Below are 18787 nucleotides of genomic sequence, written 5' to 3'. Positions count from 1 at the left end.
ATAACCACCAGACGAATACCTCAACCACAGGATTCATCGTCCGAAGCGGGCGATGAACTGGCGAACGATTGAGCGGTAACAGGTTAAGGAAGATTGACCATCATGGTTGAACTCGAAATAGACGGCAAGAAAGTCGAGGTGCCTGAAGGCAGCATGGTGATTCAGGCTGCGCATAAGGTCGACACCTACATTCCTCACTTCTGCTATCACAAGAAGCTGTCGATTGCGGCCAATTGCCGGATGTGTCTGGTCGATGTCGAGAAGATGCCGAAGGCCGTGCCCGCGTGTGCGACCCCGGTGTCGGCCGGCATGATCGTGCGCACCATGTCGGACAAGGCGGTGAAGGGTCAGCAAGCCGTGATGGAATTCCTGCTGATCAACCATCCGCTGGATTGCCCGATCTGTGACCAGGGCGGCGAATGTCAGTTGCAGGATCTGGCCGTTGGTTACGGCAAGTCGTCGTCGCGCTATAGCGAAGAAAAGCGCGTGGTGTTCCACAAGAACGTGGGCCCGCTGATCTCGATGGAAGAGATGTCGCGCTGCATTCACTGCACGCGTTGCGTTCGCTTCGGCCAGGAAATCGCCGGCGTGATGGAGCTCGGCATGCTGGGCCGCGGCGAGCATGCGGAAATCACGTCGTTCGTCGGCAAAACAGTCGATTCCGAACTGTCGGGCAACATGATCGACCTGTGCCCGGTCGGCGCGCTCACGAGCAAGCCGTTCCGCTACAGCGCCCGTACATGGGAGCTGTCGCGCCGTAAGTCCGTGAGCCCGCACGATTCCGTCGGCGCGAACCTCATCGTGCAGGTTAAGAACAACCGCGTGATGCGCGTTCTGCCGTTCGAAAACGAAGCGATCAACGAGTGCTGGATTTCGGACAAGGACCGCTTCTCGTACGAAGGCCTCAACAGCCCCGAGCGTCTGACGAAGCCGATGCTCAAGCAGGGCGGCCAGTGGGTCGAAACCGACTGGCAGACCGCGCTCGAATACGTGGTCAAAGGGCTGAACGGCATCAAGGGTGACCACGGCGCGAACGCGCTGGCGGCGCTGTCGAGCGCACACAGCACGGTCGAAGAATTGTTCCTGTTGAAGCAGATCGCACAAGCGGTCGGCACGCCGAACGTCGACTTCCGTCTGCGTCAGTCTGATTTCTCGGCGCCCGTTACCGGCGCGCCGTGGCTCGGCAGCACGATCGCCGATCTGTCGAACGTCGACGCCGCGCTCGTGATCGGCTCGGATCTGCGCCGCGATCATCCGCTGTTCGCCGCACGTCTGCGCCAGGTCGCTCGCGGCGGCTCGGCGCTCACGCTGATCCAGTCCACCAACGACGACGCGTTGATCCCGCAGGCGCACCGCGTGGTCGCGGCGCCGTCGGCATGGCTCGACGCGCTCGCGGGTGTCGCCGGTGCAGTGGGCGAAGCGAAGGGCGTCGCGCTGCCGGAAGCATTCGCGGGCACGCAGCCGAACGACGCACACAAGCAGATCGCGAAATCGCTGACTACCGGCGAGCATCGTGTCGTGCTGCTCGGCAACGAAGCGGTCCGTCATCCGGACTTCGCGGCGATCCACTCCGCGGCGCAATGGATTGCCGAGGCAACCGGCGCAACGCTCGGTTTCCTTACCGAAGCGGCCAACACGGTCGGCGCGCACCTCGTGAATGCGCTGCCGGGCGATGGCGGTCTGAATGCGCGCGAAGTGTTCGAGCAGCCGCGCAAGGGCTATCTGCTGCTGAACCTCGAGCCGGAATTCGACACGGCCTATCCGGCGCGGGCGCTTGCCGCGCTGAAGCAGGCCGACATGGTCGTCGTGATGTCGCCGTTCCAGACGGGCGCCGACTACGCCGACGTGCTGCTGCCGATCGCGCCGTTCACGGAAACGGCCGGCGCCTACATCAACGCGGAAGGCACGGTGCAGGCGTTCAACGGCGTCGTGCGTCCGCTCGGCGACACGCGTCCGGCCTGGAAGGTGTTGCGCGTGCTGGGCAGCCTGCTCGGCGCGCCGGGCTTCGAATACGACACGGTCGAAGAAGTGCGCACGGCCGCGCTCGGCGACGGCGAACTGAAGTCGCGTCTATCGAACCGCACCGGCGTCGCGGTGACGCGCGGCAAGGCCGTGAGGGCGGCGGAAGGCAAGTTCGAGCGTCTCGCGAACGTGCCGATCTATCATGCCGATGCGCTGGTGCGTCGCGCGGAGTCGCTGCATCTGACTGCGGCGGCCCGTGCGGCGAACTCGGTCGGCCTGCCGGCTGCGCTGTTCGACAGACTGGGATTGAAAGAGGGGGACGCGGTGCGCGTTCGTCAGGGCGAGCAAGCGGTGCAGTTGCCGGCCGTGCGCGATGCGAATCTTGCGGAGACAGTCGTCCGCGTATCGGCGGCTACGCCTGCCGGTGCAGCGCTGGGCAGCCTGTTCGGTGAACTGGTGGTGGAGAAGGCGTAAATGAGCTTGTTCGATACGATCAACTCGGGCGGCGCCCAACTTCTCGGTGTGGCATGGCCCACGGTGTGGGCGCTCGTGCGCATCCTGGTGGTGGCCGTTGTGATCCTGCTGTGCGTCGCTTATCTGATCCTGTGGGAGCGTAAGCTCATCGGCTGGATGCACGTGCGTCTCGGTCCGAACCGCGTGGGCCCCGCCGGGCTCTTGCAGCCGATCGCCGACGTGCTGAAACTGCTGCTGAAGGAAGTGATCCAGCCCGCCCAGGCAAGTCGCTGGATCTACATGATCGCGCCGATCATGGTGGTGGTGCCGGCCTTCGCGGTCTGGGCGGTGATTCCGTTCCAGGCGGGCGCGGTGCTGGGCGACATCAACGCGGGTCTGTTGTACGCGATGGCGATCTCGTCGATCGGCGTGTATGGCGTGATTCTGGCCGGCTGGGCGTCGAACTCGAAATACGCGTTCCTCGGCGCGATGCGCGCCGCCGCGCAGATGGTCTCGTACGAAATCTCGATGGGCTTCGCGCTGGTGGTCGTGCTGATGACGGCCGGCACGCTGAACCTGTCGGGCATCGTCGGCTCGCAGGAGCAGGGCTTCTTCGCCTCGCACGGCCTGAACTTCCTGTCCTGGAACTGGCTGCCGCTGCTGCCGATGTTCGTCGTGTACTTCATCTCGGGCATCGCCGAAACGAACCGCCACCCGTTCGACGTGGTGGAGGGCGAATCGGAAATCGTCGCGGGCCACATGATCGATTACTCGGGTATGGCGTTCGCGCTGTTCTTCCTCGCCGAGTACATCAACATGATCGTGATCTCGGCATTGGCTGCAACACTGTTCCTCGGCGGCTGGAGCGCCCCGTTCGGGTTCCTGTCGTTCATCCCGGGCATCGTCTGGCTCGTCGCCAAGGTTTTCTTCCTGTTGTCGGTGTTCATCTGGGCGCGTGCCACGTTCCCGCGCTATCGCTATGACCAGATCATGCGTCTCGGCTGGAAGATTTTCATTCCGGTCTGCGTGGTGTGGCTCGTGGTGGTCGGCTTCTGGATCATGTCGCCGTTGAACATCTGGAAATAAAGGGCGGACGAACCTATGACCGCAATCCAAAACTTCTTCAAGACTTTCTTCCTCACGGAACTGCTGAAAGGCCTCGCGCTGACCGGACGCTACACGTTCCAGCGCAAGATCACCGTGCAGTTCCCGGAAGAGAAGACTCCGATCTCGCCGCGTTTCCGCGGTCTGCATGCGCTGCGCCGCTATGAAAACGGCGAAGAGCGCTGCATCGCGTGCAAGCTTTGCGAAGCAGTGTGCCCGGCGCTCGCGATCACCATCGAATCGGAAGCGCGCGCGGACAACACGCGCCGCACGACGCGCTACGACATCGACCTGACCAAGTGCATCTTCTGCGGTTTCTGCGAAGAGAGCTGCCCGGTCGACTCGATCGTCGAGACGCACATTCTCGAATTTCACGGCGAGAAGCGCGGCGACCTGTACTTCACGAAGGACATGCTGCTGGCCGTTGGCGACCGCTATGAAGCACAAATCGCCGCCAACAAGGCAGCCGACGCACCGTATCGTTGAAGCGCTTTCCCGCTGACGCAGTAATTGCGGCAGTAAAAGCAGTAACACGGCCTGCTGTCGGGCCGAGCGCCGCGGCCTGAACGCCGCGGCACGGCGCACCTGTGTGGAGGTTCTGGCGGTTCCGTCCGCTGTTGCCAGCCACGCGTGCCAAAGAACAATGCCTGACGATGGCCTAACGATGAACCGGTAATCATGGAATTCACGACCGTACTGTTCTACATCTTCGCGCTGCTCCTGGTGGTGTCAGGGCTGAAGGTGATCACCTCGCGCAACCCGGTGTCGTCCGCACTGTTTCTGGTGCTGGCGTTCTTCAACGCAGCCGCGATCTGGATGCTGCTGGAGGCCGAGTTCCTCGCGATCCTGCTGGTGCTGGTCTACGTCGGCGCGGTGATGGTGCTATTCCTGTTCGTCGTGATGATGCTGGATATCAACCTCGACGTGCTGCGCAAGGACTTCAAACGTTTCGTGCCGATGGCCTCGGCGGTGGGCGCGATCATCGTGATCGAAACCGCGCTGATCCTGTGGCACGGCTACGGCGCGACCACCACGGCACTGCACGACACGGCCGCAGCCGCGGCCGGTATGGGCGACTGGTCGAATACGCGTCTGATCGGCAAGGTCATCTATACCGACTACATCTTCGCGTTCGAAATCGCTGGCCTGATCCTGCTGGTGGCGATCATCGCGGCGATCGCGCTGACCACGAGCCACAAGAAGGACAGCAAGCGTCAGAACGTCAGCGCCCAGGTCAAGGTCCGTGCCCAGGATCGCGTGCGCGTCGTGAAGATGCCGTCAGAGAAAACCGCGGCGACAATCGCGGCGGAACAAGCTGCTGCCGCGGCAGCGGCAGCAGCAGCCGACTCGGCACCTGCCAAGAACAGCTGAGCGGACAGGAGATAGAAATCATGTTGACCCTTGCCCATTACCTTGTCCTCGGCGCGATCCTGTTTGCGATCAGCATCGTCGGCATTTTCCTGAACCGCCGCAACGTCATCATCATCCTGATGGCGATCGAACTGATGCTGCTGGCGGTGAACACCAATTTCGTTGCGTTCTCGCACTACCTGGGCGACGTGCACGGCCAGATTTTCGTCTTCTTCGTACTGACGGTTGCGGCAGCCGAAGCGGCGATCGGTCTCGCAATTCTGGTGACCCTGTTCCGTAGTCTCGACACGATCAATGTCGAGGATCTCGATCAGCTCAAAGGTTAATTTCAGGAAAAGCGGTTATGTCCACGATACTCAATGAAAACCTGCTGTTGGCAATTCCGCTTGCGCCGCTCGCCGGCTCCCTGGTCGCGGGGCTGTTCGGCAAGGCGGTAGGGCGAGCGGGTGCGCATTCGGTCACGATCCTCGGCGTCGCGGTTTCGTTCATCCTGTCGGTCATCGTCTTTTTGCAAGTGATGGATGGCGCGAGCTTCAACGCGACCGTTTATCAATGGATGTCGATCGGCAAGACGCAGCTCGAAGTCGGTTTCCTCGTCGACTCGCTGACCGCGATGATGATCTGTGTGGTGAACTTCGTCTCGCTGATGGTGCACATCTACACGATCGGCTACATGGCCGACGACGACGGCTACCAACGCTTCTTCTCGTACATCTCGCTGTTCACGTTTTCGATGTTGATGCTCGTGATGAGCAACAACTTCCTGCAGCTGTTCTTCGGCTGGGAGGCGGTGGGTCTCGTGTCGTACCTGCTGATCGGCTTCTACTTCAAGCGTGAGAGCGCGATCTACGCGAACATGAAGGCGTTCATCGTGAACCGCATCGGTGACTTCGGTTTCCTGCTCGGAATCGGTTTGCTGTTCGCGTTCGCCGGTTCGATGAACTACGGCGAAGTCTTCGCGAAGCGTACCGAACTGGCGGCCTTGAACTTTCCCGGTACCGATTGGGGGCTGCTGACGGTCGCCTGTATCTGCCTGTTCATCGGCGCGATGGGCAAGTCGGCACAGTTCCCGCTGCATGTGTGGCTGCCGGACTCGATGGAAGGCCCGACCCCGATCTCGGCGCTGATTCACGCGGCGACCATGGTGACGGCCGGTATCTTCATGGTCACGCGCATGTCGCCGCTGTTCGAACTGTCGGATACGGCGCTGTCGTTCGTCATGGTGATCGGCGCGATTACCGCGCTGTTCATGGGCTTCCTCGGGATCGTCCAGAACGACATCAAGCGTGTGGTCGCTTATTCGACACTGTCGCAACTCGGTTACATGACGGTCGCTCTCGGCGCGTCGGCTTACTCGGTCGCCGTGTTCCACCTGATGACGCACGCGTTCTTCAAGGCGCTGCTGTTCCTCGGCGCGGGTTCGGTGATCATCGGCATGCATCACGATCAGGACATGCGCAACATGGGCGGCCTGCGCAAGTACATGCCGATTACGTGGATCACGTCGCTCATCGGCTCGCTCGCGCTGATCGGCACGCCGTTCTTCTCGGGCTTCTACTCGAAAGACTCGATCATCGACGCGGTGAAGCTGTCGCATCTGCCGGGCTCGGGTTTCGCGTACTTCGCGGTGGTCGCAAGCGTGTTCGTGACCGCGCTGTATTCGTTCCGTATGTACTTCATGGTGTTCCACGGTGAGGAGCGCTTCCGACATCCGAAACACCCGGATTCGCCGATGGGCGCCGAAGCCGCGTCGCATGGGCATGGCGTGAACGGCCACGACGACCATGGTCATGGTCACGACGACCACGCGCACGAGCCGCATGAAACCCCGTGGGTCGTGTGGGTGCCGCTGGTGCTGCTGGCGATTCCGTCGATCGTGATCGGTGCGATCGGTGTCGGTCCGCTGCTGTTCGGCGACTTCTTCCAGCACGGCGTCGCGTTCGACAAGGTGATCTACGTCAGCGACAACCATCCGGCGCTGCATGAGATGGCCGAAGAATTCCAGGGCTGGGCGTCGATGGGGCTGCACTCGGTGTCGGGCCTGCCGGTGTGGCTCGCGCTCGCTGGTGTGGTAGTCGCATGGTTCCTGTATCTGGTCCGTCCGGATCTGCCCGCTGTCATCAAGCGCGCATTCGGTCCGATCTACACGTTGCTCGATAACAAGTACTACATGGACAAGATCAACGAAGTCGTGTTTGCGCGGGGCGCGGTGGCCGTTGGCCGGGGTCTGTGGAAGGAAGGCGACGTGTTCGTGATCGACGGCATCGTCAACGGCAGCGCACGGTTCATCGGCTGGTTCGCCAGCGTGATCCGCTTCCTTCAATCCGGCTACATCTACCACTACGCGTTCGCCATGATTATCGGCATGCTGGGGCTACTGACCCTGTTTGTAACGCTCGGCGGCAAATAAGGCGAGAGACACTTATGCACGCTTATCCGATTCTCAGCATCGCGATCTGGTTGCCCATTCTCTTCGGCCTGCTGGTTCTCGCGATCGGCAACGACGACAACCCCGCCCCCGCGCGCTGGATTTCGCTGCTCGGCTCGGTTCTGAGCTTCCTCGTCACGCTGCCGCTGATCACCAGCTTCGATTCGAGCACCTCCGACCTGCAGTTCGTCGAACAGGCGAACTGGATCGAGCGCTTCCACATCACGTACCACCTCGGCGTGGACGGCATTTCGATGTGGTTCGTCGTGTTGACCGCGTTGATTACGGTGATCGTCGTGATTTCAGCGTGGGAAGTGATCACGAAGAACGTCGGCCAGTATCTCGCGGCATTCCTGATCCTGTCGGGCATCATGGTCGGCGTGTTCAGCGCGGCCGACGGCATGCTGTTCTACGTGTTCTTCGAAGCGACGCTGATTCCGATGTATATCATCATCGGCGTGTGGGGCGGAGCGAACCGCGTGTACGCGGCGTTCAAGTTCTTCCTGTACACGCTGATGGGCTCCCTGCTGATGCTGGTCGCGCTGATCTATCTGTACAACGAGACCGGCTCGTTCGACCTCGCCACGTGGCAGCACGCGCAAATCGCGATGACGCCGCAGGTGCTGTTGTTTATCGCGTTCTTCCTGGCCTTCGCCGTGAAGGTGCCGATGTGGCCGGTGCACACGTGGTTGCCGGACGCGCACGTGGAAGCGCCGACCGGCGGCTCGGTCGTGCTGGCCGCGATCATGCTGAAGCTAGGTGCGTACGGTTTCCTGCGCTTCTCGCTGCCGGTCACGCCGGATGCGAGCCATTTCCTCGCGCCGGTCGTCATCACGCTGTCGCTGATCGCGGTGATCTACATCGGTCTCGTCGCGATGGTGCAGGCCGACATGAAGAAGCTGGTCGCGTATTCGTCGATCGCGCACATGGGCTTCGTCACGCTCGGCTTCTTCATCTTCAATCAGCTCGGCGCGGAAGGCGCGATCGTGCAGATGATTTCGCACGGCTTCATCTCGGGCGCGATGTTCCTGAGCATCGGCGTGCTGTACGACCGCATGCACTCGCGTCAGATTGCCGATTACGGCGGCGTCGTCAACGTGATGCCGAAGTTCGCGGCGTTCGTGATGCTGTTCGCGATGGCGAACTGCGGCTTGCCGGGCACCTCCGGTTTCGTCGGCGAATTCATGGTGATTCTAGCCTCCGTCCAGTACAACTTCTGGATCGCGGGTGGCGCGGCAGTCACGCTGATTCTCGGCGCAGCCTACACGCTGTGGATGTACAAGCGCGTCTACTTCGGCGCGGTCGCGAACGACCACGTGAAGAGCCTGCTCGACATCGGCCGTCGCGAATTTTTCATGCTGGCAGTGCTCGCCGCACTGACGCTTTTCATGGGCCTGTATCCGAAGCCCTTCACCGATGTGATGCACGTATCCGTGGAAAACCTCCTCTCCCACGTTGCTCAATCGAAGCTGCCGTTGCCTCAGTAACGACGAGCGGAGGAATTTAAGACCATGCAAAACGCCCCTATGACTGCTCTGTTGCCCGACGCACTGGTGATGCTCGCCGTTGTCGTCGCGTGGCTCAACGACACGTTCGTCGGCCAGGAGGGTCGTCGCACCACGTATTTCATCGCGTTCTTCTCGACGCTCGTCGCCGGGATCTGGTTCGCGATCAATGCGTTCGACCCGCAAGTGCATTACTTCTTCGATCACATGTACGTGGTCGATCCGTTCGCCAACGTGATGAAGGCGGTGGTGTCGCTCGGCTATGCGGTATCCGTCGTTTATTCGCGTCGCTACCTGGAAGACCGTGGCCTGTACCGCGGTGACTTCTTCCTGCTCGGCATGTTCTCGCTGCTGGGCCAGATCGTGATGATCTCGGGCAACAACTTCCTGACGCTGTATCTCGGTCTGGAACTGATGTCGCTGTCGCTGTACGCGGTCATCGCACTGCGTCGGGAAGTAGCGTCTTCGAACGAAGCGGCGATGAAGTATTACGTGCTCGGCGCGCTGGCTTCCGGTTTCCTGCTCTACGGCATCTCGATGCTGTATGGCGCGACCGGCTCGCTCGACCTGAACGAAGTGTTCAAGGCGATCAGCACGAGCCACTACGATCCGACCGTGCTGCTGTTCGGCGTGATCTTCATCGTGGCCGGTGTGGCTTTCAAGATGGGTGCGGTGCCGTTCCATATGTGGGTGCCTGACGTGTACCAGGGTGCACCGACGGCGATGACTCTCGTGGTGGGCGGCGGTCCGAAAGTTGCCGCCTTCGCATGGGGCCTGCGCTTCCTCGTGATGGGTCTGCTGCCACTCGCGGTCGAATGGCAACAGATGCTGGTGATTCTGGCGGCGCTGTCGCTGATCGTCGGCAACATCACCGGTATCGTGCAGCGCAACGTCAAGCGGATGCTTGCGTATTCGGCGATCTCGAACATGGGTTTCGTGCTGCTCGGCCTGCTCGCCGGCGTGGTCGACCAGAAGACCACGGGCGCCGCGAGCGCATACGGCTCGGCGATGTTCTACAGCATCGTCTACCTGATCACGACGCTCGGCACCTTCGGCGTCATTATGCTGCTCGCGCGCCGCGACTTCGAAGCGGACACGCTGGAGGACTTCAAGGGCCTCAACCAGCGCAGCCCGGTGTTCGCGTTCGTGATGATGATCATGATGTTCTCGCTCGCGGGTATTCCGCCGGCAGTTGGCTTCTACGCGAAGCTCGCCGTGCTGCAGGCAACGATGAACGCCGGTCTGACGTGGCTGACCGTGCTCGCGGTGATCACGTCGCTGTTCGGCGCGTTCTACTATCTGCGTATCGTCAAGCTGATGTACTTCGACGAGCCGCAAGACAAGTCGCAGATCCTCGCGGACACGAGCACGCGCGCGTTGCTCGCGCTCAACGGCGTCGCGGTGCTGGTGCTCGGTATCGTGCCGGATCCGCTGTTGCGCGCCTGTCTGCAGGCGATGCAGCACACGCTGCTGCTCTGATGTCCGCTGCGGGCTGGTTTATCGTGCTGTTGGCGCTGGTCGGCGCCAACCTGCCGTTCCTGAATCAGCGCCTCTTCGCCGCCGTGCCGTTGAAAGCGGCGAAGAAAAGCACCTGGCTGCGAATTGCCGAATTGATCGTCCTGTATTTCGTGGTCGGCGCGCTGGGCTTTCTGCTCGAAGCGCGGGCGGGAAATCGCTTCGAGCAGGGCTGGCAGTTCTATGCGATCACGTTCGCGCTGTTCGTCGTATTCGCTTTCCCCGGCTTCACCTTCCAATATCTGGTCAAACGCCGCTGACGGCGTCCCGCCGTCGCGCGCCTGGCTGTTCCGAGGTCCGCACATGGCTGAACTTCCCAATCACGACGCCGCGCTAACCGAGACTTGTATCGACAGCAAAACGGTCCATCAAGGGCCGTTCATGACGGTCAAGTACGATACGGTCCGACTGCCGGACGGCAAACATGCGACGCGCGAATACGTTCAGCATCCGGGCGCCGTCATGGTGATCCCATTGTTCGATGACGGTCGCGTGCTGCTCGAAAGTCAGTATCGCTATCCGATGGGCAAGGTGATGGTCGAATATCCGGCCGGCAAGCTCGACCCGAACGAGGGCGCGCTGGCCTGCGCGGTGCGAGAACTGCGCGAGGAAACCGGCTATACCGCGCGCGAATACGTGTACCTCACACGGATTCACCCGATTATTTCTTATTCGACCGAATTCATTGACATCTATCTTGCGCGGGGCTTGACCGCGGGCGAGCGCGAGCTCGACGAAGGCGAGTTTCTCGAACTTTTCACCGCGACCGTGGAGCAGGTGTCCGAGTGGGTGCGTATCGGCAAGATCACCGATGTGAAGACGATCATCGGTACATTCTGGCTCGAGAAAGTGCTGTCGGGCACGTGGCCGCTAGAGGCGCCCGAAGCGGTATAAGTTCACGTCTGCCGGATAGCTGATCGGCGTTGCGGTTTAACCAAGCCCCTGTTGGTCGATGACCGGCAGGGGCTTTGCCATTGGTTGCCCGGTTTGTTGCATATCTCGTTTCCTATGCCATCAGGCCGGCTCGTCGTGGCGCCGGCGGCCGGCTAGTATGAACCTTCCGATCACCGTGTCTGTCGTCGATTTTGCTTTGGAGAACTGACCATAGACGGTGGAATGATCTGATTTCAAGTCCGGTGCAGGTTGTCGATTGACAACCGGCACCGGACCGACTACATTGGAGATGTCGATGGTTCGAGGAAGGCACAGGAAAAAAGAAATCGAGGTCGCATTGGTGCACGCGGAGCAGCACGGCTGGCGCGTCCAGGACGGCGGAAAAGGTCATGCGTGGGGAAAAATCTATTGTCCGTACCAAGACGGCGAGTGTCGTTGCGTGGAGTTCTGTATATCGAGCGTCTGGAGTACGCCGAAGAATCCCGGCAATCACGCCAGACACCTGCGGCGCATCGTCGAGAACTGCACGGCTCGCGCCAGTGGGTTCGTGAGTGCCAAACAGGAATGGCAATAACCTGGGCTAAACAAGACAGGACTCAACTTTAGACACCGGCATCGCTGCCTCACCACCCCAACGCTGGGCGGCGATTAGACTATACCGACGACGAAACTGCGATGAACGCTGAACCGCGGCGAACAGATGAAGCACTACAGCCTCAAGCGGGGGTCGTTGCGCGGTTCCGGGAAGACGAATTTCTGGGACTTGCGGTCGAAGCCATCGCGAAAGGCAAGTCCGGTAAATTCCATGCGCAGCCACTGCGCCACCAGACCGGCGGTGAGTGGGTGCTTCAGGCGCCAGGGTGCCACGACTTCCATTGGGAAGGCCCCGTGTGCCGCCAGGCTCAACAACTGGGCCAACGTCCAGGCCGTCGAGCGAATCTGCATCCACAGCTCGAGCGCAGTGCGCGACTGCTGCCAGAGATTGCCGATACCCCACCACCTTTTGAGATTGTGAAACAGCGGTTCGATCCCCCAGCGGCGCGCATACAGCTGCACGATCGCTTCGGCCGTCAGCCCGGTCTCTGTCGCAAGCAGCAGACGGGGCTTCGTCCACGTCTGCTTTTTGGTATCGAAGAACTGGCACCAGACGGCGCGCACGGGTGTGCCTCTGAGGAAGCGCGCTCGCGCCACCACCGAGCGCAGCCGAAGCAACTGCTCCTGACCATAGAGCGACAAGCACAGCTCGGTCACCGGCAAGGCCGCCACTGCCTCGGCGCTCAGCCGTTCGCCATAGATGCGCTTGCGGCCGCGCCTGGGCGTCGTCTGTGCAACCGGTGGGAGAAACAGTGCGGTGTCGACGCGCGCCTGACCGATCACGCGAATCTGACGCCGCAGCAAAGGCAATACCAGACGCGCGCGCATGAACCAGGAATCGAACAGCACCCGGACCGGCTTGTCGGCCACGCCTGCCAGGCCGCGCAGCAGCGCCAGCGCAATCAAAAGCTTGTTGCGGTTGCCGGTCGCCGGCACCAGGCGGGAGAGAATCGGCAGCACGAGTTTGGCGCCGCCATGACCGAGCACGCTCACCCCGACGGTGACCCAGCACTGCGCGAGCATGAACGTTGGCCGGTTGGTCTTGCGACTGTGGTCGTGGCGACGCGCGCAACCGAGGGCCGACTCAGAGGAGCGCGGCACCAGGGTATCGTCGATGACCAGGGTCAGCACATCGAAGGGCAGCACCGCAAGCACCAGGCGAAACAGCGCGCGAGCCAGGCGCAAGGTGCGCACGCTGCCGCGCCCGATCAGCTTGTAGTAGGTGGTCCAGTGCTTGCGGCGCGAGATGGCGACGATCGAGCGCGTAACCCAGCCTTCCGGCGAGACCAGACAGCCACAGAGCAGTTCGATGAAGGTCGCGCGGGAGCGGATCGGGACAGCGGGAAGCAGGAAGCTGATCCATTCGGACAGGCACAGTCGGACAAAGTTGGACAGGGACATGAGGAATCGCATGGGGATCGAAAACGATCCTCATTGGCCGCCGCGCTGCTTGCGCCAAACCCCGCGCAAGCAGCGCGGCGGCCTCACGAGTTCCACCTCATGTCAAGTGCTAATTACGCGATCCTAAGAATTTTTACCGCCCCATGCCGTTCGGCTAGGGGCGCGAATGTCTAAAGTTGAGAAGACAGGAGTAACGTATGGAATATGTGTTCACGTTGAAATACCGCCTCGCCGCGGAAGATTGCGATGCCGACGCAATCGTCGAGCGGTTGGGCGAAGCAGGGTGCGACGACGCCACAGTTGGCGTCGGGCAACCGGGCCGCCTGGGCCTGCTTTTCACCCGCGAAGGCGCGAGCGTATTCGAGGCTGTCACCAGCGCGCTGAAGGACGTGAAACGCGCGGTGCCCTCCGCGCAGCTGGTCGAGGCTGGGCCTGACTTCGTGGGGCTGACCGACGTCGCCGAAATGGCCGGCGTGTCCCGGCAAAACATGCGCAAGCTGATGCTGAGCCATGCGATCGACTTCCCGTCGCCGGTCCACGAAGGCAGTGCGTCGGTTTGGCATCTGGCGGACGTGCTCGAATGGCTGACCGCGCGCGGTGGGTATGAGATCGAGACCGGTGTGACGAATGTCGCAAAACTGGCGAAACAGATCAATCTGGCGAAGGAGGCCCGTCAGATCGAACCGCGTGTGAGCCGTCAACTCGAAAATCTCGTGGCGTAGCGGTGTGCCGGAAGGCTGAAGAACGGAGCAAATGTGGTGCGGCCTAGGCGCTGGGTCGCCATCGGCAGCACATGCCGTAAAGCGTTAAAATCGCCCACCCGCGTCATATTCCCTGGCAGCAACTGGCGGCTGCGCGGTAGCCCTGAAGTTTTACGAACGACCGTTCACAAATTTCCATTTTGCGCTAAACTGGCACGCAAGCCCTGATTCCACATGAAGGTCCTCGATTTACAGTGTCCGCATGGCCATCGGTTCGAAGGGTGGTTCGCTTCGGCTGATGACTTCGAGTCGCAGCAGTCCCGCAAGCTCGTCGAATGTCCGATCTGCGGTGCGACCGAGGTGAGCCGTTTGCCGTCGGCACCGCGTCTGAATCTGTCGGGTGCGAGCGACTCGGAGGCGCCCGCGCGCGCGGAGCAAATGCAGGCGCAGATGATGCGAGCGCTGCGCGAGGTACTGGAGAAGACTGAGAACGTGGGCGACCGCTTCGCCGAGGAAGCGCGGCGCATTCACTACAACGAAGCGCCCGCGCGCAGCATTCGCGGTGTCACGACACCGGAAGATGCGCGCGCCTTGGTCGAGGAAGGCATCGAAGTGATGCCGCTGCCGGTCCCGGCTGCGCTGAAGGAACCACTGCAATAGCGCGGTGACTCCAGGCGGCCGGGTGGTGGCGGCCAGGAGACACTACGCATGAATCTGGACTATTCCCCCGCTGAAGACGCGTTCCGCGCCGACATCCGCGCTTGGCTCGAAGCGAATCTGCCTCGCGAGCTGAGCGACAAGGTTCTCAATCACAAACGTCTTTCCCGCGAAGACTTCGCAAGCTGGCACAGGCTGCTCGGCACGCGGGGCTGGTCGGCGCTCGCGTGGCCGCGCGAATACGGCGGCCCCGGCTGGGACGCGACGCAACGGCATATCTGGGAAGAGGAGTGCGCGCGTCTCGGCGCACCTTCCGTGCTGCCTTTCGGGGTGTCGATGGTCGCGCCGGTGCTGATGAAGTATGGCAACGAGGCGCAGAAGCGCCATTACCTACCGCGGATTCTCGACGGTACGGACTGGTGGTGTCAGGGTTATTCGGAACCGGGGTCGGGCTCCGACCTTGCGTCGTTGCGCACCCGCGCCGAACGCGTCGGTGACCATTACGTGGTCAACGGTCAGAAGACATGGACCACGCTTGGCCAGCACGCCGACATGATGTTCTGTCTGGTGCGCACCGACAGCGGCGCCAAAAAGCAGGAGGGCATCTCGTTCCTGCTGATCGATATGAAAACGCAGGGCATCACCGTGCGGCCGATCATCACGCTCGACGAAGATCACGAAGTCAACGAAGTGTTCTTCGAGGACGTCAAAGTACCGGTCGACAATCTGGTCGGCGAAGAAAATCGCGGCTGGACGTATGCGAAATATCTGCTCGGGCATGAGCGTACCGGCATTGCGCGAGTCGGTGCGTCGAAGCGTGAACTGGCGTTTCTCAAGCGCGTCGCGCTAGATCAGAAGGAGAACGGCAAGCCGCTGCTGCACGATCCGGTGTTTGCGGCGAAGGTCGCGAGTCTCGAGATCGAGTTGATGGCGCTCGAAGTCACCGTGCAACGCGTGGTGGCCAACGAGGCGGGCGGGCGCGGCCCGGGCCCGGAAGCGTCGATGCTAAAGATCAAGGGCACCGAAGTGCAGCAAGGGCTCACCGAACTGATGTTCGAAGCGATCGGCCCGCTTGCCGCGCCGTTCGACGTGCCATTCCTCGAAGGCGAACGCGAGCACAGTCTCGCCGGCGACGACGATGCCGCGCCGCTTGCCGCGTATTACTTCAACTTCCGCAAGACGTCGATTTACGGCGGCTCGAACGAAATTCAAAAGAACATCATCGCGCAGATGATTCTCGGACTTTGAGGAGCGGCGCCATGGACTTCACTTTTAACGACGAACAGCAGCAATTTGCCGACACGCTGCGCCGCTATCTCGAGAAGAGCTACGGCTTCGAAGCGCGCCAGCAGATCGTGCGCTCGGAGGCGGGGGTATCGGCTGCGCACTGGGCTGCGTTCACCGAACTGGGGCTGACCGCGTTGCCGGTGCCCGAAGCGCAGGGCGGCTTCAACGGCGGTCCGATCGACATGCTCGTGGTCATGCAGGAGCTTGGCCGCGCGCTCGTCGTCGAGCCGTATTGGGCGACCGCGGTCGGCATCGAAGCGCTGCGACTTGCCGGCACCGGCGACGGCGAAGATGCCGCGCTGCTCGAACGGGCGGCCAGGGGCGAAGCCAAACTGGCCGTGGCGTTTCACGAGCCGCACGCGCGCTACGATCTGTTCGACGTCGCCACGACCGCAAGCGGGCAGGGCGCGCAGCACGCGCTGAGCGGTACCAAATCAGTCGTGCTGCACGGTGCGCAGGCCGACGACTGGATCGTGCCGGCGCGCGTCGCTGGCGAGATCGCGCTCTTTGTCGTCCCGCGTCACGCGGCCGGCGTCAAGCTCACCGAGTACCGCACGATCGACGGTCAACGCGCCGCGACGCTCGAATTCAACGGCACGCCCGCACGCCGGCTCGCCGGCAAACATGCGGGAGCGGCGACCCTCGAGCAGATCGCCGACTACGGCACGCTGCTGCTGTGCGCGGAAGCGATCGGCGCGCTCGACGCGCTCAATCGCGCCACTGTCGAGTACACGAAAACGCGCCAGCAGTTCGGCCAGCCGATCGCGCGTTTCCAGGCGTTGCAGCATCGCATGGTCGAGATGCTGATCCACGCGGAGCAGGCGCGGTCGATCACATATCTCGCCGCGATGCGCTACCCGAGTGAAGACGCGAACGAGCGCCGTCGCGCAATCTCGGCGGCAAAGGTTCGGGTCGGCCAGGCCGCGCGTTTCGTCGGTCAACAGGCGGTGCAGTTGCATGGCGGCATGGGTGTCACGAACGAAGTGGCGGCCGCGCATCTGTTCAAGCGTCTCGCGATCATCGAGACCACGCTCGGCGACGTCGACCATCATCTCGCGCGGTTTGCGACGCTGCCCGGATTTGCCGTCGCCGAAGACTGATCGGGCCGTTCCACCGCACAAAAGAGGTACACGATGAAAATCAGTTTCGAAGACATGGAAGTGGGCACGAGCCGCGAAATCGGCAAGCACACGTTCACGCGCGAGGAGATCGTCGAGTTCGCGCAGAAGTTCGATCCGCAGCCGTTTCATCTCGACGAAGCCGCCGCGGCCGAATCGCCGTTTCGCGGCCTCGTCGCGAGCGGCTGGCACACGTGCTCGGTGATGATGGGCATGCTCGTGCGCAAGGTACTGGCGGATTCGACGTCGATGGGTTCGCCCGGCATCGACGAAATTCGCTGGCTCAAGCCGGTACGAGTCGGCGACACGATCACGATGATGAACGTCGTCGTCGACAAGCGCGTGTCGGAAAGCAAGCCCGACCGCGGCATCGTGTCGACGTGCTGGGAAGGCATCAATCAGCACGGCGAAACGGTGATTACGGTGCGCTCGAAGGGCATGTTCGGTCTGCGTAATCCCGGAGTCGCGGTATGACGGCGAGCGCGGCGGCGAGCGTGGCGGCAAACACGGCGGCAATAGCCGTTTTCGATAATGCGGACGCTTTGCGCGCGCTCATCGGCGCCGAGCCGCTCGTCAGCGAATGGCTGAGCGTCGACCAGGAGAGGGTCAACCGTTTCGCCGCGGCCACCGGCGATCATCAATGGATTCATGTCGATCCCGAGCGGGCCAACCGCGAATCGCCGTTTGGCGGGCCGGTTGCGCACGGGTTTCTGACACTGTCGCTGATTCCGGCTCTGCTCGGCAAAACGGTGAAGATCGAGCAGCGCATGGGAATCAACTACGGCTTGAATCGCGTGCGTTTCATATCGCTGGTGCTGGTGGGTTCGTCGCTGCGCGGGAAGTTCGCGGTGAATTCGGTGACCGACGTCGACAATAGCGGCGTGCAACTCGCATGGAACGTGACGCTGGAGCGTCAGGGCAGCGAGCGACCGGTGTGCGTGGCGGAGTTCATCACGCGGCATTACTTCTAGCGTTTGCCCTTCGCAGATGAAATGAAAAAGCGCGAGACGGCAGGCATGCCGCTCGCGCTTCCTGTTTGTGTCGACCCGTGTCGGCGAGGCGGCTTCAAGCTAGTGTTTCGCGTACTGCGTCGCGCCAAACAGGACCTCTTTCGCCTTGTCGTCCGTCAGCGGCGCGCGCGCCGACGCGAGCACGTCGACGCCGCGCACCACCGCCGGCCGCGCAGCGATCTCTTCATGCCAGCGCTTCACGTTCGGCAACGTATCGAGCTCGATGCCCTGATTTTTCCACGAACGTGTCCACGGAAACGCGGCGATGTCCGCGATCGTATAGTCGTTGCCCGCGAGGTAACGTGTCTTGCCGAGTTGCGTGTCCATCACGCCGTACAGACGTCGCGCTTCATTGGTGTAGCGATTGACCGCGTATTCGATCTGCTCGGGCGCGTACACGCGGAAGTGATGGGTTTGCCCGAGCATCGGACCGAGGCCGCCCATCTGGAACATCAGCCATTGGAGTGCCGCGTAGCGCGCGGCCGGATCGGTGGGTAGAAACTTGCCGGTTTTCTCGGCCAGATAAATCAGGATCGCGCCCGACTCGAATAGCGCGAGGGGCCGGCCGTCGGCGCCTTTCGGACCTTCGGAATCGACGATCGCGGGAATCTTGTTGTTGGGACTGATGGCGAGAAATTCCGGCTTGAACTGGTCGCCGGCGCCGATGTTTACGGCATGCACGTTGTAGGGTAGGCCCGTTTCCTCGAGCATGATATGAACCTTGTGGCCGTTCGGGGTCGCCCAGCTATAGACGTCGATCATCCTGGCTCCTTTTCGTCGAAGCGGC

19 protein-coding genes are annotated in these 18787 nt (G+C 61.9%); 17 read left to right on the top strand and 2 right to left on the bottom strand.

What is annotated here, in order from left to right; genetic code table 11:
* Positions 1–102 precede the first annotated feature (102 nt).
* The 11 genes from nuoG (at position 103) to F6X42_RS15075 (ending at position 11806) form a co-directional block, all read left to right on the top strand.
* Complete coding sequence (gene nuoG / locus F6X42_RS15125; RefSeq protein WP_187634998.1) at positions 103–2436, top strand: NADH-quinone oxidoreductase subunit NuoG; 2334 nt, start codon at positions 103–105, stop codon at positions 2434–2436.
* On the top strand, positions 2437–3501 hold the full coding sequence (gene nuoH, locus F6X42_RS15120; RefSeq protein ID WP_187634997.1) for an NADH-quinone oxidoreductase subunit NuoH: 1065 nt from the start codon (positions 2437–2439) through the stop codon (positions 3499–3501).
* 15 nt (positions 3502–3516) lie between these two features.
* Positions 3517–4005 (top strand): NADH-quinone oxidoreductase subunit NuoI, encoded by a 489-nt coding sequence (gene nuoI / locus F6X42_RS15115; protein WP_187634996.1) that lies wholly within the window; start codon positions 3517–3519, stop codon positions 4003–4005.
* Between the two features lie 192 nt (positions 4006–4197).
* Positions 4198–4890 (top strand): NADH-quinone oxidoreductase subunit J, encoded by a 693-nt coding sequence (locus tag F6X42_RS15110; RefSeq protein ID WP_187634995.1) that lies wholly within the window; start codon positions 4198–4200, stop codon positions 4888–4890.
* 20 nt (positions 4891–4910) lie between these two features.
* Positions 4911–5216, top strand: a complete 306-nt coding sequence (gene nuoK, locus F6X42_RS15105) for an NADH-quinone oxidoreductase subunit NuoK (RefSeq protein ID WP_006052894.1) — start codon at positions 4911–4913, stop codon at positions 5214–5216.
* 17 nt (positions 5217–5233) lie between these two features.
* Positions 5234–7300 (top strand): NADH-quinone oxidoreductase subunit L, encoded by a 2067-nt coding sequence (gene nuoL / locus F6X42_RS15100; RefSeq protein ID WP_187634994.1) that lies wholly within the window; start codon positions 5234–5236, stop codon positions 7298–7300.
* 14 nt (positions 7301–7314) lie between these two features.
* Positions 7315–8805 carry an NADH-quinone oxidoreductase subunit M gene (locus tag F6X42_RS15095; protein WP_187634993.1) on the top strand — a complete coding sequence of 497 codons (1491 nt, stop codon included), beginning with the start codon at positions 7315–7317 and terminating at the stop codon, positions 8803–8805.
* Positions 8806–8829: 24 nt separating this feature from the next.
* Complete coding sequence (nuoN, locus tag F6X42_RS15090) at positions 8830–10302, top strand: NADH-quinone oxidoreductase subunit NuoN (protein ID WP_187634992.1); 1473 nt, start codon at positions 8830–8832, stop codon at positions 10300–10302.
* Complete coding sequence (locus F6X42_RS15085; protein WP_187634991.1) at positions 10302–10598, top strand: DUF2818 family protein; 297 nt, start codon at positions 10302–10304, stop codon at positions 10596–10598. The genes nuoN and F6X42_RS15085 overlap by 1 nt, the downstream gene beginning before the upstream one ends.
* Before the next feature lie 43 nt (positions 10599–10641).
* Positions 10642–11232, top strand: coding sequence for an NUDIX domain-containing protein (locus tag F6X42_RS15080; RefSeq protein ID WP_187634990.1), 591 nt, complete (start codon positions 10642–10644; stop codon positions 11230–11232).
* 295 nt (positions 11233–11527) lie between these two features.
* Positions 11528–11806, top strand: a complete 279-nt coding sequence (locus tag F6X42_RS15075) for a hypothetical protein (RefSeq protein ID WP_187635147.1) — start codon at positions 11528–11530, stop codon at positions 11804–11806.
* Between the two features lie 134 nt (positions 11807–11940).
* On the opposite strand, the gene F6X42_RS15070 is transcribed toward F6X42_RS15075, so the two are convergent.
* Entirely contained in the window at positions 11941–13227 is a 1287-nt protein-coding gene (locus F6X42_RS15070) for an IS701 family transposase (RefSeq protein ID WP_187634989.1), read from the bottom strand.
* A 197-nt stretch (positions 13228–13424) separates the two neighbouring features.
* Here F6X42_RS15070 and F6X42_RS15065 point away from each other — a divergent pair, with 197 nt between their 5' ends.
* The 6 genes from F6X42_RS15065 to F6X42_RS15040 all read left to right on the top strand — a co-directional run bounded on the left by F6X42_RS15065 (position 13425) and on the right by F6X42_RS15040 (position 17961).
* Positions 13425–13949 (top strand): helix-turn-helix transcriptional regulator, encoded by a 525-nt coding sequence (locus F6X42_RS15065; protein ID WP_187634988.1) that lies wholly within the window; start codon positions 13425–13427, stop codon positions 13947–13949.
* A 213-nt stretch (positions 13950–14162) separates the two neighbouring features.
* Entirely contained in the window at positions 14163–14588 is a 426-nt protein-coding gene (locus F6X42_RS15060; protein WP_187634987.1) for a DUF1178 family protein, read from the top strand.
* A 48-nt stretch (positions 14589–14636) separates the two neighbouring features.
* Positions 14637–15833: an acyl-CoA dehydrogenase family protein gene (locus F6X42_RS15055; RefSeq protein ID WP_187634986.1), complete on the top strand. Its 1197-nt coding sequence runs from the start codon at positions 14637–14639 to the stop codon at positions 15831–15833.
* A gap of 11 nt (positions 15834–15844) precedes the next feature.
* Positions 15845–16972 (top strand): acyl-CoA dehydrogenase family protein, encoded by a 1128-nt coding sequence (locus tag F6X42_RS15050; protein ID WP_187634985.1) that lies wholly within the window; start codon positions 15845–15847, stop codon positions 16970–16972.
* A 33-nt stretch (positions 16973–17005) separates the two neighbouring features.
* On the top strand, positions 17006–17464 hold the full coding sequence (locus F6X42_RS15045; protein WP_187634984.1) for a MaoC family dehydratase: 459 nt from the start codon (positions 17006–17008) through the stop codon (positions 17462–17464).
* Positions 17461–17961, top strand: a complete 501-nt coding sequence (locus F6X42_RS15040; RefSeq protein WP_187634983.1) for a MaoC family dehydratase — start codon at positions 17461–17463, stop codon at positions 17959–17961. The genes F6X42_RS15045 and F6X42_RS15040 overlap by 4 nt, the downstream gene beginning before the upstream one ends.
* 99 nt (positions 17962–18060) lie before the next feature.
* Here F6X42_RS15040 and F6X42_RS15035 read toward each other — a convergent pair whose 3' ends face one another.
* Positions 18061–18762, bottom strand: a complete 702-nt coding sequence (locus tag F6X42_RS15035; RefSeq protein ID WP_187634982.1) for a glutathione binding-like protein — start codon at positions 18760–18762, stop codon at positions 18061–18063.
* Positions 18763–18787: the final 25 nt, after the last annotated feature.

The sequence above is a fragment of the Paraburkholderia podalyriae genome (assembly GCF_014397785.1).
Classification (GTDB): domain Bacteria; phylum Pseudomonadota; class Gammaproteobacteria; order Burkholderiales; family Burkholderiaceae; genus Paraburkholderia; species Paraburkholderia podalyriae.
The sequence above is the reverse complement of the archived record's forward strand: the minus strand, read 5'-3'. Positions and strand labels throughout refer to the sequence as shown.

Excerpts from the sequence above, each read along its gene's own strand:
- F6X42_RS15085 (WP_187634991.1), top strand. The coding sequence starts at position 10,302 with ATGTCCGCTGCGGGCTGGTTTATCGTGCTGTTGGCGCTGGTCGGCGCC.
- F6X42_RS15040 (WP_187634983.1), top strand. The coding sequence starts at position 17,461 with ATGACGGCGAGCGCGGCGGCGAGCGTGGCGGCAAACACGGCGGCAATA.
- F6X42_RS15045 (WP_187634984.1), top strand. The coding sequence starts at position 17,006 with ATGAAAATCAGTTTCGAAGACATGGAAGTGGGCACGAGCCGCGAAATC.
- F6X42_RS15055 (WP_187634986.1), top strand. The coding sequence starts at position 14,637 with ATGAATCTGGACTATTCCCCCGCTGAAGACGCGTTCCGCGCCGACATC.
- nuoI (WP_187634996.1), top strand. The coding sequence starts at position 3,517 with ATGACCGCAATCCAAAACTTCTTCAAGACTTTCTTCCTCACGGAACTG.
- nuoH (WP_187634997.1), top strand. The coding sequence starts at position 2,437 with ATGAGCTTGTTCGATACGATCAACTCGGGCGGCGCCCAACTTCTCGGT.
- nuoL (WP_187634994.1), top strand. The coding sequence starts at position 5,234 with ATGTCCACGATACTCAATGAAAACCTGCTGTTGGCAATTCCGCTTGCG.
- nuoN (WP_187634992.1), top strand. The coding sequence starts at position 8,830 with ATGCAAAACGCCCCTATGACTGCTCTGTTGCCCGACGCACTGGTGATG.
- F6X42_RS15035 (WP_187634982.1), bottom strand. The coding sequence starts at position 18,762 with ATGATCGACGTCTATAGCTGGGCGACCCCGAACGGCCACAAGGTTCAT.
- F6X42_RS15060 (WP_187634987.1), top strand. The coding sequence starts at position 14,163 with ATGAAGGTCCTCGATTTACAGTGTCCGCATGGCCATCGGTTCGAAGGG.
- F6X42_RS15110 (WP_187634995.1), top strand. The coding sequence starts at position 4,198 with ATGGAATTCACGACCGTACTGTTCTACATCTTCGCGCTGCTCCTGGTG.
- nuoG (WP_187634998.1), top strand. The coding sequence starts at position 103 with ATGGTTGAACTCGAAATAGACGGCAAGAAAGTCGAGGTGCCTGAAGGC.
- F6X42_RS15065 (WP_187634988.1), top strand. The coding sequence starts at position 13,425 with ATGGAATATGTGTTCACGTTGAAATACCGCCTCGCCGCGGAAGATTGC.
- F6X42_RS15070 (WP_187634989.1), bottom strand. The coding sequence starts at position 13,227 with ATGTCCCTGTCCAACTTTGTCCGACTGTGCCTGTCCGAATGGATCAGC.
- F6X42_RS15080 (WP_187634990.1), top strand. The coding sequence starts at position 10,642 with ATGGCTGAACTTCCCAATCACGACGCCGCGCTAACCGAGACTTGTATC.
- F6X42_RS15050 (WP_187634985.1), top strand. The coding sequence starts at position 15,845 with ATGGACTTCACTTTTAACGACGAACAGCAGCAATTTGCCGACACGCTG.
- F6X42_RS15095 (WP_187634993.1), top strand. The coding sequence starts at position 7,315 with ATGCACGCTTATCCGATTCTCAGCATCGCGATCTGGTTGCCCATTCTC.
- F6X42_RS15075 (WP_187635147.1), top strand. The coding sequence starts at position 11,528 with ATGGTTCGAGGAAGGCACAGGAAAAAAGAAATCGAGGTCGCATTGGTG.
- nuoK (WP_006052894.1), top strand. The coding sequence starts at position 4,911 with ATGTTGACCCTTGCCCATTACCTTGTCCTCGGCGCGATCCTGTTTGCG.